We start from the raw sequence: 17,432 nt of genomic DNA on the forward strand, positions 1-17,432 counted from the left end.
GCGCAAAGTTTGTTTAATGTAATAGTCGTTCTCAAATACAACAACTACAAAGGAAATACATATTATGTTATCTAATTTCAAACTAAAGCTTAAAACAAAGAAAGTTAAATTACTGTCACATAGCCCTGTGTTAGGTGCAAAGCAAACAAAGCATATTGCTGGTGGTCAATTATCAGAGACAGAAACTTCACTTACCAGAATTCCTGATTAAGTTTAACTTTTAGACGGGCTATTTATACATTTACTGTTGCAAGTTTCCATAAGGAGGAACAATTGGGCCTTACTCATTTTATGTTTGTGCTATCGTTGGTGGCTGAACCTGTAGTTGGTACGCTTCAACTGCAGGAGCCTGCGCATGAGTACTACTATTCTAGGGAGGAAGGGACTGTTGTACAGGGCTATGATTTGGGTCAAGGAGATAAAGTTATTAAAGGTCAAACCCTTTTAGCTTACTCTACAGGAGAAGATCAAGAGCGTCGACATATGACGTCCAGAACTGCTGGTTATTTAGAGTATATCAATAACCAGCTTTCAGTTGGTGGTAGCTTCTCAACAGGGGAAATGTTGTATAAAGTTAAGTCTGACTTGGTATTAGGCTGGTACTTTATTGATAATATTTACATGCAAAAGTACCGGGAAAACTCTCAACTTTGGGCATGTAGTAAAAGCGGCTATTGGCAGTTTAATGTTGATGCGGTTAAACCGGGTAAGTTACTGGTTTCTTTAACGCTTACCTCTTCTAATTATAGCGCCCTGTTCCAGCTCAGCCAAGGCTTAAACTTAGCCATGTATTCGAGAAAGCAAGCTTGTTTGGACGCCGTATTATAGTAATTAGTACAAATATCTGGCCTTCTAGTTTTTCCTCTCTTTTTACACTTTATTTAAGCTCATATCGTAATATATAAAACACTCAATCACAGCAGTGCTCAACTTGCTAAGTGCTGTTGCCTTGCTTTATCTCATATTACAACTAGCTTTTACATCCTTATCTGCACTCGCGGAACGAATTTGCAATAATACTCACTATTTTACGTACCAAACTTGGCGCTAGTTGCGTTAACATTTCTTATTTAGAGTAACTAAATAGCAAAACCTTTGCTTTGCCTATATGGATAAAGGCATTTTGGTGGTAGCCGGATGTGAGATCTGTGCTACCGACAAGGTTTCATCTCCTCTAAATAGATTACTTAATTTAGCAAGTTAGTATATATTTAAACTCGGAATAATAGATTATAAAAAATAAACAAAATCATTAAATTACCAAAATTAATCTTTTTATGCTGTAGTTTTTTTGTCGTTCAAGGCGAGAGCGCGTACGCAATAGTTGGTTATTACTGGTAAATTCAACGCAAAAATCCCCAAGAAGAACAGTGCTGGTGTATTTCACATGTAAAAATTGACCTCTGTTCAGGATAAGTGAATCTGCCCAATAAAACTATCAATCTTGCTTTCAGTAGTAATTCCAATCTTATTAAAACATTGATCATCCTAGCGAACAAAATGGCTCAGTCGTAATAGTTAGACATTTATAAAATGCTATTGGTATTAGTTATATTGAGGATTATTACTGGAAGGTATTAATTACACATATAGCAATGATGTACTCTGTGCTTTTTTGAAAAGTGACATAAAAGCTCACTTTTTAGATACCATTATTAATCAATATTGAGATCATTTTTACGATAATATTTAGCGTTAAGATGTTGATTTATTGGGTTTTATTTTTGCTGTTCGATTTTTGACTATTGTTGCGGTTATCCTCAAAATACATCTCGAAAGCCTTACATTTCATTAGTCTCAACATCTTAAAATGAGAGAGTTAATTGTGAAAAGAAAAATAGAAACTATATCTTATGAGCCATTCAAGAGCAGCGCGGCAGTTAAAGACTCTATAGCAATGCTTGAAGCTGTCGATCATGACGCGCAACTGTCGTCTATCCTAAATAATTTTGCGATAGATTCAGGCTATGAATGTCTAGCGTTTATTGACTACGTTCCAGTGTCAACCACGACGTATAGACAGTATTTTTACGGACAGTATTGCGAAACAGTAGAGAGTTATTTAGGTAGTGAAGAAATCTATAGGTATTGTAAAAGCGGGTTTCGTCTAGTGCCTTTAGAAAACTTTTTGACAACAAAAGTATCGTCAAAACAACTATACATTTTACCAATGAAAGGAGTATCAGGCATAGTGGGCGCTCTGGTGTTTAACATTCCAAGCGATGTTGAATACAAAGATATTGAACTCATAGACTGGTTTTGGACTATTCTGTCACCTTATCTGCTAAATGCGGCAATTAGGTGTCGTGCAAGCAGCTTTAAAATAACGAACCGTGAAAAAGATTGCTTATTGTGGGCTTCTGAAGGAAAAACATCTTGGGAGATAAGTCAGATACTAGGTATTGCTGAACGAACAGTGAACTTTCACCTTACAAATTGTATTGAGAAAACCCACAGTACAAACAGACAGCAAGCGATAGTAAAGTGTGTAATAAATAACATAATTTAGAGTTTTTATTATAAATATAGCATTAATTACATTTTTACTTACATAGTGAAAATTTCATTGATTATAAGTGAAACTGATTTAATGCGAACTTGATGTTGTTTATGTTTTTCATATTGATATGCAGAAATGGAATTATTTTAATAGTGTGATGGTTTTTATATATGGAAGTGATTTTTCTATTTTTGCAATTAATATTTATGTTTTCTTGGAAGTGTAAGGTTATAAGTGTTTTTTCTATTACTTTGTGGCTTTTTTATTTCAATAAAAAAGCCAACAAAAATGTTGGCTAAATTATATCCTTATAGTAAAGCTAGAGTCGCTTTAAAGCTGTCCTTATCTTAATTACTAGGTATGGCTACCCTTCTTATTATCTTCTTTGCAATTCTTTTTATAAAGAAAATATTTAATGTAACTTGAGTTATGTAGCTTCGAAATGAAAGTTAGATAACCCTGCTCTCTCATTCCTTCAAAGTAATTAATAATTTACTTTCTAAAGCTACGAATAATTATATATTAATTTTAGGAAAGTTAATCTGTAATTATTTACAGTGTCTTGCTTTTTTAACTTTAATTTTTTCTGGTGGTAAATCTGCCAGTTTAATTGTTTTTTTAAAGCTGGCATATTTTTCATACTGATATTGTGCTTGATGTTTAGATTTGCACTCTCTTGATTGAGCTTTTTAAGTTTTTCTCTAATTAGGCTTCGTCTTTAAATTTTAGGTTTTATTAAAATCATGCCTTTTGGTGTTGTTCTAATTAACCCTGTTTTTTAATTAAAGTAATAAATGAGATTTTATAATGATAAAAAAATTTTTTGATATGTTCCCACTTATATCAAGGCTTCTCGTATTTATATTGCTTCCTTTGGCGTCTCTTGGATATGTCGTATTTTTATACTTATCTAGTGATCTTGAAGTGCCAGCCAATAATGTTTCATTGACCCATAATGGTGTTATGGCTCATGTTGATATAGATCCAGAAAATGCGATACCGAGCATTCAAGGAGAGACCGATTTATCAACCTATTTTTCCCTTGGTTATATGCATGCTCAAGACCGATTGTGGCAAATGGAGACACAGCGGTTAAAGGGACAAGGTAGGATGAGTGAGTTGTTTGGGGCAAGTTATCTAGCACAAGATATATTTATGCGAACACTTGGTTTGGAACAGTTATCTCTAAGTAATTTTTCTGCTTTGAATGAGCAATCAAAAATAATCCTCCAAGAGTACTCCGCAGGTGTAAATTACTGGCTTGAGCAAAGTTATACGTTACCTGTTGAGTTTTATATCTTTGGTCACAAACCTTCTATGTGGCAGCCAAAAGATAGTATTTTAGTTATGAAGTTATTACAGCTTAACCTAGCAAAAAATTACACTGAAGAGTTGGTATTTAATACTCTTATTCAACAAGTTGGAATTGAAAAAGCAGGAATGCTATATCCTGATAAGTTGAGTGATGCGCTATATAGCTATGTAGCAGAAACGGCAATTAAAAAAGAGCGTTTAATTCCTGACTCTGGTTCATTTATTGAAGATGCGTTGAAGTCAGGTCATAAAGCAATGGGGAGTAATGCTTGGGTTGTATCTGGAGATTTGACGTCGAGCGGCCTGCCATTACTTGCATCAGACCCTCATTTATCAATGGATATTCCTTCATTATGGTATTTGGCAAACCTTAAAGGTCAGAGTTTAAATGTATCGGGAGCTACAGTTGCTGGCTTACCAATTGTTTTCATGGGTCGGAATCAACATATTGGATGGGGAGTCACGGCTTTAACGGGCGATGTGCAAGACCTATTTATTGAAAGGATTAATCCAAATAATAACAATCAATATAAATTGGATGGGCAATGGAAGGATATGCGCCTTGTAGAGGAAAAGTTCAAAATTAAGCCAGATTTTCCTGCTTTTTTGCGCGATGAGCTTAAGCCTGTCACTTGGACAGTTCGTTTCACAGATAAAGGTCCATTGATTTCAGATATTATTCAGTTGTCTGAATTTCCTACTTCATTAAGGTGGACGGCGTTAAATAGTCAAGACAAGTCAATTGAGTCGCTTATAGGCATTAATCAAAGTGAGACAATTGAGCAGTTTGAGTCTCATTTGCAAACTTTTGAAAACCCAGCTTTAAACTTCATTTACTCCGATACGAAAGGGAATATAGCACATTTTGTAGCCGGAAAATTGCCAAATAGATCGAAAGGAAATGGGGCCTTACCTTTACCAGGGTGGGATTCTAGCTTTGATTGGAAAGGCTATATTGATTTTGCTGACTTACCTAAAAACATTAACCCTGAGTCAGGCATCATTGTTTCGGCGAATGAAGCGGTTGCTGATAATGAACTCGTTTTATCAACGGATTGGGCACCTGGATATCGAGCAAAGCGTATAACAGAGTTACTGACCCAAAATAATGGTAAGAAATTTTTAGAAGCAGATTTCACTGCACTTCAAGGTGATGTTATAAGTTTGCAAGCCATTGACATTGTTGAGTTTTTGAAAGGTTTAAGTGTACAAGATGAGGTGCTTTTAAAAGCGTTATCTTATGTTAAAAATTGGGATAGTAGTTTTGAGAGTGACACGATTGGCGGCACTATTTTCCATACTTGGCAGCATCATTTTTATGAGTTAATCGTAAGAGACGACATTATTGGAGAGGTGAGACTTACACCGGCTAAACGAGCAAAACTCAGCTCGGTTATAGCAAGTATGAGGCCTCGATTCATTCAAAAGATTGTTACTGGAGAGTTACAACAATGGTGTGATATCAACAGCTCTGAAATGTATGAATCTTGTGAAGATATTGGCCGTCTAGCTTTAAACAAAACAGTATCTGATTTAAGTAAGCTTCTTGGAACTGATATGAACAACTGGCGTTGGGGAAATGCGCACAGCATGGTTTTAAAAAATGGCAGTTTTCATGAAACCGATTTCTTCAAACTGCTTTTCAATCGTAAATCTCCATTTCCTGGTACCCAATACAGTATCAATGTCGCTGCGGGGCAATTCTCCGAGGATGAAGGGTTTCTGTCAGATTTTGGCTCCACATATCGCCAAGTCATAGACTTGGGAAAACCAGCTAGTGGAAGTTATATCACCAACTCGGGGCAATCAGGAAATGTCCTCAGTGAGCATTATGATGATCAATTTGAAAAAATGCTTAAAAAGCAATTAATTCCAATGAACTTCAATAATTAATAAAAACGATAAATTTAATAACTTCTGGCTCTTGATAGGGCCAGCAAATTCTTAGGGGAAAAAACAGTGAAGAATTTGTCTTTCGAATCATCCAGTTTGATGGGGTTTTTAATCAAAAACTCGCCAAATAGGGTGTTTTTAAGTCTATGTGTCACAAACCTTGCGAGCCTTATTCAGGTCGCTTTGCTACCTATTCTTTTGATGTCGATAAATATCTCAAATGGCGAAGAGTTCATGAGTTTGAACTCAGACAGTGAAACATTATTTTTGGGGTATGAGGTTCGTGAGCCCAAATTCGCAATATTTTTCGTGTCTTTGGCATTTCTCGCATTAATCTTAAGGGCTATTGGAGCTCGAATGATGCACCGCGTGGTTACACAGTTAACGTTCGATCTAAAAGCTTTTTTTTCTAAAAAGGTGAGCAATAGTTCAGTGAGTAATATCGAAAAAGTGGGCTCAGCGCGGATATTGGGAGTTTTAACTACTGATGTTGAGCGAATCACTTTTGGCGCTAGGATGATGACTGTACTGATCAGTTATGCGGTGATGCTGATTGGTTTAATGACTGTGTTATTTTACCTGCAAGCAAATGTCTTTCTGTTTGTGCTTGCGACCATCACTTTTGTTGTTGTCACATTCAGGTTAATTACCTTTTTTGGCGAAATGATGCTGACAAAAGTGCGAGAGATGCTTAACCCAGTTATTGAAAGCTACCGAATGTTGATATATGGCAACAAGGAATTGAAATTAAATGAAGAAAAGGCAGAAATTTTAAGAGAAGACCTTTTAGTACTTGAGAGCAAACGCAGAAAAATGGAATTAAAGGGTTATACACTGTTTATGCTCGCAGACCAGTATGGACAGTTAATGCATATGCTGCTGTTAGGCGCAATTGCATTTCTATTAGTGAGTGTTGAAAGTATTTCTCTGGCAAACCTTCTCGCTATTATCATGATTTTAATTTATATGGCTGAACCTATTGCTGGAATTATGAGCGCGATTGAGCAGCTAATTCCAACCAGAGTGTCGATGGCGTCGATGAGGAAATGCCTAAATGAACTGCACAGTGAGCCATGCAGTGATGGCAGTCCAACGTTACCTTTTAACAAGCTCCACATAAAAGATCTTCATTACCAATATAGTCACGATGATAGTGAGAATATATTTGAAATTTCTAACATTAATATCACGTTAAATAGAGGAGATGTAACCTATATCACCGGTGGCAATGGCTCTGGCAAATCGACCTTAGCAAAGTTATTAACTTTACATTATGTGCCTGATAGTGGTTGTGTCACTTTTGATGATGTTGAAATTACGGATTTGAATCGAAAACAGTATCGTCAGCATATCGCAACTATTTATACCGATTTCTATTTATTCCCTGAGCTCTATGGGGCAACTGCAAATAAGTCTAACTTGATAAGAAAGTATCTTAAAGAATTTAAACTTACAGGCAAAGTGGACATTGTTGATGGTAAGTTCACTACGACCAAGCTGTCTGATGGTCAACGAAAGAGACTTGCTTTATTAGTTACTTTCTTAGAAGACAAAGATATCTACTTATTTGATGAGTGGGCTGCAGATCAAGACCCACAATTTAAAGCTATTTTTTATAATGAAATTATCCCCGAACTGAAGTCCAAAGGAAAGATAGTGGTTATCGTTTCTCATGATGACCGTTACTTTAATCAAGCAGATCAGCTAGTAAAAATGGAAAGTGGCAAAATTATCTCTGTGACTACCCCTAAACACGCTCCCAACTTATCGCTTGATGAAAAGGTGAGAGTGGCTTGTGAAACGACAATTTAAAAAATAATAAGAAAAAAAGTAACATTTCTAAGCTGATAGCCCCTTTTTCAGGAAGCTATCAGCTATTTGGAGAAAATATGACCCCTGAAAAAGTTATTTGCTTAATTAATGAAAAAGCACACAGTGTCGAGCTTATTGACGGTCAATTGCACCTATTTACAAGCCATGAACAGTATGACGACTCGGTAATCGAGTTAGTTAAGAAATATAAGCCTGAATTGATTGAATATTTGCATGATCGAGAGCCTGCCCAAAAAGAGCAGCTAGATCGACTCACAGCAGCTGACAAGGTGGCAATCAAAAATAAGTATCCGAGTCTAACGGATATATACATAAGTACTCCGATGCAAACTGCAATGTTAATAGATAGTGCCAGTGAACATAAAAAGGTGGCTTACACATTGCAATCTGCTCTCGATATTCAAGGAGCGTTTTGTCCTAAAGCGTTTGCTAATGCATGGCAATTGCTCATTAAGCGTCATGATATTTTGCGGACATGCTTTTTTTGGGGGGAGCAACAAAATATCCATCAAGTAGTGTTAGCTGATGCTTCTCTACCTTTGACAAATTATGATTTAAGCCAGCTAGATGAAAGAGATATTGAGCCGCAACTAAAGGCCGTTCAAGAGCAAGAGTTAGATGCAGAGTTTGACCTTACTCAGCCGCCTTTAATTCGTGTGGCTATTGTGAAAACGGCACAACAAGTTCACACCGTAATCTGGACGTTCCATCATGCGGTGGTGGATGGGTGGAGTTTGAATGTTATCTTGACTGAGCTAATCACGCTTTATCAAAGTGAGTTGTTAGGGCAAAGAAGCCATTTAGCCGACCCTGTTGAGTTTAAAAAGTATGTATCTTGGCTCAATCAACAGTCTCAAAGTGGTGCAAAGGAATTTTGGCAAAACTATCTGTTTAATATGAATGATAAAACTCATTTAACGGTTGATAAATTTGCCAATAAGGCTCTACCTCCCGGTACAAATATCGTTAAATACGAGATTGACTCACGTACAACAGAGTTGGTACAGCAAGCAGCTAAGCATCTAATGTGTACAGTAAATGTAATATTACAATTAGCGTGGGGATTGTTGCTTAGCCGTTACAGTGAACAAAAGGATGTGGTATTTGGAACAACCATATCAGGTCGGCCAACGTCTATCGAAAATTTTGAAACCATGGTTGGGTTATTTATTAATACTGTGCCATGTCGGATTCAGTTTGAAGATGACCTTACAATAGGATCATTAGTAGAGTACTTAAGTGAAACTAACATTGGTCGGCAGGAACATGGTTTTTTACCTTTAACACAAATTCAAGGTACAACTAATTTAAAAGGTGGTGCCAACCTCTTTGATAGTCTTTTAGTGATCAATAATTTCCCATCGCTAATAAATGACAGCCAGAATGAACAAGCTGACGAAGACGTCGAACTAATATTAAAAAATAGAAACTTTACTAATTCGCAAACAGGCTTCCCACTGAACTTAGATATAAAAGTCGGTGAAGAGATTAAGATAGAGCTGAGTTATCGAACAGATCGTTTTGAACAAGCAACTATAGACATGTTGCTGTCACACTTTAGCCAATTAATTACACACATTGGCGAGCTCAAAAATACAGAGCTTAGCAACACCTCACTCAGTACTTTATCAATGATATCCAAGCTTGAAAGTAATAAGTTACTTTGTGAGTGGGGACAGAGCAAGAAACAGCCCACCCCAACTCAATGTATTCATAGTCTGTTTGAACAGTTTGCCGAGCTTAATCCAGAGGCAATTGCAGTCGACGACTGTGGTGAATTATTTACTTATGATGAAGTGAATAGCTACGCAAATCAGCTGGCGCGAGTATTGATTATCAAAGGTGTATTAGCTGACAGTAAGGTTATTCTCAGACTTGGTCGGAGTATAGAGCAAACAATCGCCATGTTGGCTGTATTAAAAGTGGGTGCATGTTATGTGCCTGTCTCATTAGAGACATCGAAGAATAGGTTGGAGCATATTCTTGAAACCACACAAGCTGCACTTATTTTAGATGATGGCACAGGTGATACAGATGATGATATCACTTTTGTACTAGATGAGGATGTTAGAGAGTCTTTGCTTGTCAATTTGCCAGATGGAGATCTAAATGAAGATATTGCGTTAAGCTCCTGTGCATATATCATCTTTACTTCTGGTTCGACTGGAGCACCTAAAGGTGTGATGATCAGCCATCGTGCAGCCTATCATTATATTGAAAATAGTGGACTGCTTTATTTTGATAATAATATAGAGCAAGCAGTAGGCAGTTTACCATTGCACTTTGATGCAAGTGTGACAACTTTGCTCATGCCATTGTGCCATGGAAAAACCGTAAAAATCATTTCCGAAGCCGACGCGATGCTAGATCATTTGGCTGAAACATTACGATCCAGTGACACTCCTTTGTTATTTAAATTAACCCCAGCACACTTGATGGCGCTTTCTTATACACTGAGTCAAAAGCCACTGAGTGAACCTGCAAGAGTATTAAAACATAACTTCGTGATTGGTGGAGAGGCACTACAAGCCTCGACCTTGGAAACATGGAAAAAGAGGTTTTTCCCTCAAGCTACCTTTATCAATGAATATGGCCCAACTGAAGCAACGGTAGGGTGTAGCATTTATTCGCTTACACCAGAAGATCCTTTACCAATTAATACAGTACCAATCGGCAAGCCAATGAATGGCATAAGCTTATACGTTTTGGATGAAGAGTTACAGATTGTTCCTACAGGGGTCAGTGGTGAGCTTTATATTAGTGGTCCAGTGCTTGCTGAAGGTTATGTGCAGGATGAGCAACAAACCTCTGAGACTTTTATTACTCACTCTAATCTTAATCTACCTGATGAAAAAATATATAGAACAGGGGATGTTGCCCGTTGGCTTCCTGATGGCAATCTAGAGTTTCTTGAACGCAAAAATGAGCAATTCAAAATTCGAGGTTATCGAGTTGAGCCTAGCGAAATTGCGAATGTTATTGGCAGCAACGAAGATATTGGAGATGCATTAGTCGTTTTGTACCAAGATAGTAAGCTTGGCGCACGCTTAGTCGCTTACCTGACTGGTGTTGAAAACGACAAGGTAGAAAGTGTGGTGCTTAAAAGTCAATTAGTTGAATCTGTTAGGCAAGTGCTTAGAGCAAAGCTTCCCAGCTATATGATCCCCGACTATTTTGTTTTCATTCAGTCATTACCACTAACAAACAATGGAAAAGTAGATAAAAGCTCATTACCTGTGCCAACTGAAAATGACTTATGGAAAGATGAATACAAAGCCCCTAAACACGATATAGAGAAAGTGCTTTGTGAAATTTGGCAGGAAGTACTGAATTTAGATAGTGTTGGTGTTACACATAATTTCTTTGATCTTGGGGGAAATTCGTTGTTAATGATGAGAGTGAAACAACTCATTGTTGAGCGTCTAAATAAAGAACTTTCTACCACTGACTTATTTACTTATACCTCTGTTGCTACTTTAGCACGCTTCTTATTGCAAAATACTGATGAGCCGATCATTGATGCAGAGTCAGGCAAAGCGTCACAGCCAAGTAGTCATGAACCCATAGCAATAATTAGTATGGCTGGTACTTTTCCTGGTGCTGATAATGTTGAAGACTTTTGGCAGAATATTAAAACAGGTAATGAATTTATAGAAGATTATTCTTCACAAGATAAGTTATATGTAAGTCAGTCGATACGTAATCACCCGGATTATGTGAGCAAAGGAGCTTTACTTAAAGATCTTGAACTGTTTGATGCTGACTTATTTGGTTTTTCTCCTCGTGAAGCTGAAATTCAAGATCCACAACATAGGTTACTTTTAGAGTGTGCACATGACGTACTTGATATCGCAGGGTATGGGGATTGGACCACACAAAGAAATGTAGGCGTGTTTGTCGGAGTTGGCCATAATAGCTATCTCTATGAGAATATTCTCAGCCAAGTTGAAAATTTACCTCCCTTGCCGCCGAAAGCTTTGAATATAGCTAGCTCAGGAGATTTTATTGCCACTAAATTAGCCTATAAGTTAAATCTTAATGGTCCCGCGGTTTCCTTAAATACAGCTTGTTCAACGTCATTAGTCACCATTCACTATGCATGCCAAGCCCTTCGCCGTGGAGAGTGCAATATGGCGATTGCAGGTGGTGCCGGTGTGAGTGGTATTAATGCGGCAGGGTATATTTATGAAGAAGGCAGCATATTATCACCAGATGGCCACTGTCGTGCTTTTGACAAGTCATCGAATGGAACCAGAACAGGTAATGCGGTTGGTTTAGTATTACTCAAAAGGCTCAGCGATGCGATTGCTGATGGTGATACGATTGATGCGGTTGTCTTAGGAAGTGCAGTTAATAATGATGCGGCAGACAAAGCTGGGTTTACTGCGCCCAGTGCGATTGGGCAAGCTAAAGTTATCGTCCAAGCTGTCAAAGATGCCAATATTGATATCTCAACACTTAATTATATTGAGACCCATGGTACAGGCACTAAAGTGGGCGACCCTATTGAGATAGAAGGTTTGAAAAAAGCCTTTAATTACTTTGGTTCACAAAGTGATTACCCGTTTTGCTATTTAGGGGCAGTGAAACCAAATGTTGGTCATTGCGATACTGGAGCCGGCGTGTTGGGGGTGATCAAAGCTGCCAAAGCTTTAGCAGAACAAGTGATTCCGCCAATGGTAAACTTTAGTCAGTTGAACAGCGCTATTGACCTAAATAATTCACCATTTAAGTTTAATACCGAACTTTTACCATGGCCAAGCGTTGATACACCAGCTCGTGCCGGCGTTAGTTCATTTGGCATAGGTGGTACTAATGCCCATTTAATTTTACAGCAAGCGGACTTACCAACCATAGATCAAAGCGCACCAGGTGATCGTTGTGAGCAAATACTCACGGTATCTGCAAATACTCAAGAGTCACTCTTGAAGAATATACAAAACTTAAAGCAGTACTTCGCTAAATACCAAAATGAAGCTCAAGCTGACACTTCTTTGCAGGATATTTGTTATACGTTGCAAGTAGGCAGAACTGCCCATAAGTATCGTTGGGCAGGCGTGTGCAATGATATACCAAGTGCGATTAGCGAATTGGAAAAGTCAGGCTATGCAGATACACCACAGGCAATAAATCAGCCATCTGTTATTTTTATGTTTCCAGGTCAGGGCGCACAATACCCTGCTATGGCAAAAGAGCTATATCAAGACTTAGAAGTCTTTAAACGCCACTTTGATGAATGTAATGAATTAGTAATTGAACAGTTAGATTTGAATCTCAAAGCATTAGTTTGGGAAGATTCAGCGCAAAGTGATATTAAACAGACCCTCATCGCGCAACCGCTCATATTTACGGTGGAATATGCGTTAGCTAAAACATTGATGGAGATAGGGGTGATACCTGATGCTTTCATTGGCCATAGTTTAGGTGAGTACACTGCGGCTTGTTTGGCCGATGTGTTTGAGTTAGCTGATGCAATAAAGTTGGTGTGCGCTAGAGGCAAGCTTATGCAACGGGCTAATTCAGGCTCAATGCTGTCCGTTGAGTTGGATAGTGACTCACTTAAAACTTTGATTGAAAGCTCATCACTCAATATGGCTGCGGTAAATGGCCCAAGAAATTGTGTGTTGTCAGGTTCTAATGAGCAAGTTCAGGCTATATCAGAAGTACTGAAGGAGCAAGGCGTTCAATGTAAAAAGCTCGATACATCTCATGCTTATCATTCATCGATGATGGATGAATTACTGGAAGAGTTTAGAAGTATGGTAACAAGCATTAAAGCTTCTCCAGCTAAGCAACATATTGTTTCCAATTTAACAGGTCAATTTGCTCATCCAGCGTGTTTTACCGAGGCGGATTATTGGGTTAAACATTTGCGCAATTCAGTGCAGTTCCACGATGGTTTATGTACGTTAATCCAAGATGACTTGTATTTAGGTGCAAACAAAATATTCATTGAGGTTGGACCTGGCGCTGGGCTAACAAACTTCTTAACTCGGACAAATTCGAACTTAAGTAGTGTGAAAAATAACATTATCGCAATACAGGCGATGCGTCATGAAAAAGAGCAAGTTAGTGATACGCAAAAAGTGCTGTCAGTTGCTGCAAAGCTTTGGACCTTAGGCTTACAAATAGATTGGCTAGCATTGCATCAACAACAAGGAGGGGGAGTCGGTAAACGTGTGAAATTACCTCCATACAGTTACACAAAGAAAAGATATTGGATCGATTCACCTACCGCCAAATCCGCTGTTCGATCAAGTTATCAACATGAAGGAAAAGTCGATGACGTTGAGCAATGGTTTTTTGTGCCGCAGTGGATAATGAGGCCTCTTAAAAAACAAACTAATGTACAACAAAAACCTCAAAACTGGGTTATTTGTGCTGATCAGTTTGGTCTAGCTTGTGTTGTCGCTAGTGAATTAGCTTTGCAAGGCAATAATGTTGTGCTGATTGGCCAAGGGAGTGCATTTTCCTTTGAACCTGATGAAGCCAGGGGTTTTGCTCAATGCACAGTCAGATTGGGCGAGGAAGCTGATTATACAAAGCTGTTTAAACATTGGACAGTCAATGATAAGCAGTCAATTTCTGTTATGCATTTGTCGAACCTTAGCAGCTCAGGCTCACAAGCAAGGTTGCCAACCCAATTCAATAGCAGCTTTGAAAGTATGATTTATATCATTAGACAGCTGCGAGCTAATTATCCTATTACGCCGGTTGATATGACTGTGGTCGTTAATGATATTGCGCGTATTTCTGGGAATGAGAATATAAACTGTGAGCAGGCAATGGCTGCGCCTTTAATTAAAGTTATTCCGCAGGAATTTGAGCATACTACGGCTCATATGGTTGATATTGGGCAGTCAGTTTTGCAAGCATCTCAATCGGACTCTTTGAGTCGTTTAGCTGAGCGCTTATTACAAGAAGTATCATTGCCTAAGAAGTCATTAGAGATTGCCTATCGCAACAATATTCGCTGGGAAAAGCAGTATGCACAACTAAATGGTAGTGATGTGAATGACAAAACTGTGTGCGAAGCTGGTTGTGAACAAATAGCAAGGGATGGCGATACCATTTTCATCACTGGTGGTCTGGGCAGTATCTCATTGGGGTTATGTGAGCACTTATCAAAGCATGCGAAAGTGAATTTAGCACTGACTAGTCGTAGTGCCTTTCCAGCTCAACAGGATTGGCATACTTGGCTTGACGAACACCCCGAAAACAACACGATATCGAAAAAGATCACAGTACTAAATAAGATTAAAAGTCGTGGTTGTGAAGTAAGAATCTATCAGGCTGACGTGAGTGATTTAGAGGCGATGCATGCAGTATTTTCGTTAGTCGATGAGCAATTTGGGGGAGTTACGGGGGTTATCCATGCCGCTGGCAGTGTGGAAAATACCATAGATAGTATTTCGAATATTTCACTTGATGCGTGTACACAATTATATCATGCGAAGGTAACTGGTGCGCAAGTGTTAGCTCGCCTACTCGCAAAGCGAGATGTGAAGTATTGTTTATTGATGTCGTCTCTGTCGAGTGTCTTGGGTGGATTAGGTTATTCCATTTACGCCGCTTGTAACAGCTACCTAGATGCGTTAGCCCAGCATATGCATAGTCAAGGTCACGAGAATTGGTTTGCTGTGAATTGGGATGGTTGGAACTTTAGCCAAATAGAGGATGAAGCTTCTTCGAAGGCTACATACAGTGCGAAAAGTTACACGATGAATATGCAAGAAGGTATGGAGGCCTTTAAGCAAGCTTTTGCATTCGGTGCATTCTCAAATTTAATTAACTCTACGGGTAACCTTGATGCGCGTTTAAAGCGATGGGTTCAGGCTGATAAGCCTAGCTCTGAGCTGACCTTGTATGCACGTCCGAACATTTCTTCAAATTTTGTACCAGCAAAGACACAGACTCAGACTCAAGTCAGCGAAATTTGGCAGGAGGTTTTAGGCATCGAGCAAATCGGAGTAAATGACAACTTCTTTGAACTGGGGGGGATTCTCTGATGCTGATTCGAGTGAAAGTGAGAGTCGATAGAATCTTTGCCTTAGATGTTTCAATAGAGGCTTTGTTTACACACTCTACCGTTGAGCTATTTGCATTGCATATCGAAGAGCAAGTGATGTTAAAGCAAGTGACAACTACTGACATTGAGTGCGAAGAAGCCCTATTAGAAGAGATCTAATCGGGCAGGAAGAATCAAATTATTAAAGTGAAAATAAGAATATGAAAACTATAAAAATAAATGCAGGTAAAGGTGGCAGTACACCAATCACATTACTAACTAATCTGGATCTTATTTACTGTATTCCGGTTTTTATCTTGAGTTGTATCTATCAATTCTTGTTCAAGCCGTTGGCATCTATCACATTCAGTATTGTGGTGTCTCCATATATCCTGCTAATGGGTAATTTAGAGAACCAAAGTAAAAATAAGCTGATGTTTTTAAGCTTAATAAATCTGTTAGCTTTGCCTGCTATCACATTGTTATTGGCTTTTTCCTCTTATCTACCGAGCTGGGTTGAACTGTTGTGTGCAGCAGCATATCTTCCTTTTGCCTATAGCTTGATAGCCACATTATTTAAAATGGTGATCCCAAATCAGGGGAAGGCACATGATTTTTTTACTGTTCTTGCCGACTTTATGCCTGAGCATTTGATCATAAATAAGCTATCTTCGCGTTTGCAGTTTATTTACTTGTGTATCACGCTTCACATAGCTTATCAGTTGATTTTTCTATGGGTTTTATATGACTACACTTACATGTATTGGGCTGTATTCTTGCCACTTGCTTACTATACAGTGTTCATGGACAAAGAGGTTATTGAGCATCACGCTTCACATGTACCTAAGGGAAGACTAGTAAAAAAAGAGAATGCCAAATCAGTCAAAGATTGGTTTATTGTTGCAGTTGAATATATTCGGATTTATGTGATCTGGCCGATGACGTTTTGGTATGCCGACTATTATTTTTGTACTCATACACATATCCACCATTTGGAAAACAATAGTCCAAAAGATTTTCAATCTACTTTGAGATTTAATCACACAAGTTTCATAGATTTTATTAAATCAGTAACTTGGTATTCTTTGTTTACATCGTTTATACCTATTGATTCTATTAGATTTTTCCATTCTAGAAAGAAAAAAAGATACTGAAGAAGTTTATCCGAGGTTACGTATTAGGGATCATTGTATTTTGTTTAATAGCATATATGTTTCCAATGTTAGGCTTGGTTATGTTGGCTGCATCTATGCTCTCAGGAATTGGTGCTTATGCCTTTATAATGAGATGGCATGGCTTTCACGATGCGACTCACCCTGACAGCTTAAAAGCGTCTAATAACTCCCCACTACATTATGGTCACCATAAAAAAATGAATATTAATCTTACCGAGCAAAATGTGCTTGCAAGGTTATTTTGGTTAGAGCAAAAAAATGATCCTAGTTCATTTCCCGTATATCGCTCTAATAGCATGATTGATATTTATGTTGACAACTGGCTTCTCTGTTCAGCCTTGATGTGGCAAGGAAAGCTTGGTTTTATCAATAAGTTAATCAATACAGATGCGAAAACAGATAAGGAACTAAGGAAATATGTCTGCGGTATGAAGCTTCTGAAACATGGTAAAGCATATTCTCAATTAGACAAAAACTTGTCTAAAAGCACAGGTTTTATCTTAGAGAGAGTTATGAAAACATTCCTTAAAAAGGAAGGTAAAGCTTTTTTCTATAAGCCAAGCTCCGCTGAGAGTATAAGCGTTAGAGCAACCAATTATGCACAAAGAGACCCTAAGACTGGAAAATATAGTGGTTTTTACTAAGAAAAATAAAAATTTATCAAGCGTTTCTTTTTAAGCTGATTTTGGAGCTATACATGATATAGCTC

9 protein-coding genes are annotated in these 17,432 nt (G+C 38.1%); all 9 read left to right on the top strand.

What is annotated here, in order from left to right; translation table 11 throughout:
* Nucleotides 1-64: 64 nt before the first annotated feature.
* On the top strand, nucleotides 65-211 hold the full coding sequence (locus SANK73390_RS11220) for a hypothetical protein (RefSeq protein WP_462766105.1): 147 nt from the start codon (nucleotides 65-67) through the stop codon (nucleotides 209-211).
* Nucleotides 212-273: 62 nt separating this feature from the next.
* Nucleotides 274-828, top strand: a complete 555-nt coding sequence (locus SANK73390_RS11225) for a hypothetical protein (protein ID WP_462766106.1) — start codon at nucleotides 274-276, stop codon at nucleotides 826-828.
* A gap of 997 nt (nucleotides 829-1,825) precedes the next feature.
* Entirely contained in the window at nucleotides 1,826-2,509 is a 684-nt protein-coding gene (locus SANK73390_RS11230; protein WP_462766107.1) for a helix-turn-helix transcriptional regulator, read from the top strand.
* 798 nt (nucleotides 2,510-3,307) lie between these two features.
* Entirely contained in the window at nucleotides 3,308-5,707 is a 2,400-nt protein-coding gene (locus tag SANK73390_RS11235) for a penicillin acylase family protein (RefSeq protein WP_462766108.1), read from the top strand.
* 234 nt (nucleotides 5,708-5,941) lie between these two features.
* Nucleotides 5,942-7,519: a cyclic peptide export ABC transporter gene (locus SANK73390_RS11240; RefSeq protein ID WP_462766109.1), complete on the top strand. Its 1,578-nt coding sequence runs from the start codon at nucleotides 5,942-5,944 to the stop codon at nucleotides 7,517-7,519.
* 77 nt (nucleotides 7,520-7,596) lie between these two features.
* Nucleotides 7,597-15,549 (top strand): amino acid adenylation domain-containing protein, encoded by a 7,953-nt coding sequence (locus SANK73390_RS11245; protein ID WP_462766110.1) that lies wholly within the window; start codon nucleotides 7,597-7,599, stop codon nucleotides 15,547-15,549.
* Nucleotides 15,549-15,728 carry a hypothetical protein gene (locus SANK73390_RS11250; RefSeq protein WP_462766111.1) on the top strand — a complete coding sequence of 60 codons (180 nt, stop codon included), beginning with the start codon at nucleotides 15,549-15,551 and terminating at the stop codon, nucleotides 15,726-15,728. Before SANK73390_RS11245 ends, SANK73390_RS11250 begins: the two co-directional genes overlap by 1 nt.
* 41 nt (nucleotides 15,729-15,769) lie before the next feature.
* Nucleotides 15,770-16,702, top strand: a complete 933-nt coding sequence (locus SANK73390_RS11255) for a hypothetical protein (RefSeq protein WP_462766112.1) — start codon at nucleotides 15,770-15,772, stop codon at nucleotides 16,700-16,702.
* 80 nt (nucleotides 16,703-16,782) lie between these two features.
* Nucleotides 16,783-17,367, top strand: a complete 585-nt coding sequence (locus tag SANK73390_RS11260) for a hypothetical protein (protein ID WP_462766113.1) — start codon at nucleotides 16,783-16,785, stop codon at nucleotides 17,365-17,367.
* Nucleotides 17,368-17,432: the final 65 nt, after the last annotated feature.

The sequence above is a fragment of the Pseudoalteromonas sp. SANK 73390 genome (genome assembly GCF_054966645.1).